The sequence below is a fragment of the Paraburkholderia sp. SIMBA_027 genome, assembly GCF_046535315.1.
Taxonomy (GTDB): domain Bacteria; phylum Pseudomonadota; class Gammaproteobacteria; order Burkholderiales; family Burkholderiaceae; genus Paraburkholderia; species Paraburkholderia tropica.
This window is the reverse complement of sequence record NZ_JAWRWY010000193.1, coordinates 1-364: the sequence shown is the minus strand read 5'-3', so window position 1 is coordinate 364 and position 364 is coordinate 1. Positions and strand designations below refer to the sequence as shown.

General features: G+C 56.6%; 1 protein-coding gene. It reads left to right on the top strand.

All coding sequences use genetic code 11. The features are described 5' to 3' along the window. A partial coding sequence (locus tag SB764_RS38745; RefSeq protein WP_410866570.1) for an IclR family transcriptional regulator C-terminal domain-containing protein occupies positions 1–242 on the top strand: 242 nt, incomplete at its 5' end. Positions 243–364 lie beyond the last annotated feature (122 nt).

The window sequence follows — 364 nt, the reverse complement described above, 5'->3', positions numbered from 1 at the left end:
AACTGGAAAAGGAGTTGCTGGAAGTTGCCAAAAACGGTTTTGCGATAGTTCATGGCGAGTTTGAAATTGGTCTCACGGCCGTCGCAGCTCCCATCTTCAACCACGCAGGCACGGTTATCGCGGCAATAAGCATTTCCGGTCCAGCCTTTCGCTTCGTGCCTGAAGACCATCCGGGGCTCATAGACGGCCTCCGGGAGGCCGGGCTGACCATTAGCGCCAAGATGGGCTACCGCCCCAGGTAGGGGCCCCAGGTAACGACTGCCGTCACGTAACGAGCAAAAAAACCTTGACAACCCAATGTGGTCCAGCGCACTCTGTTGCATAGAGTGCAGTGCGTTGATCACTGCGGAACAGCGGCTGTGTG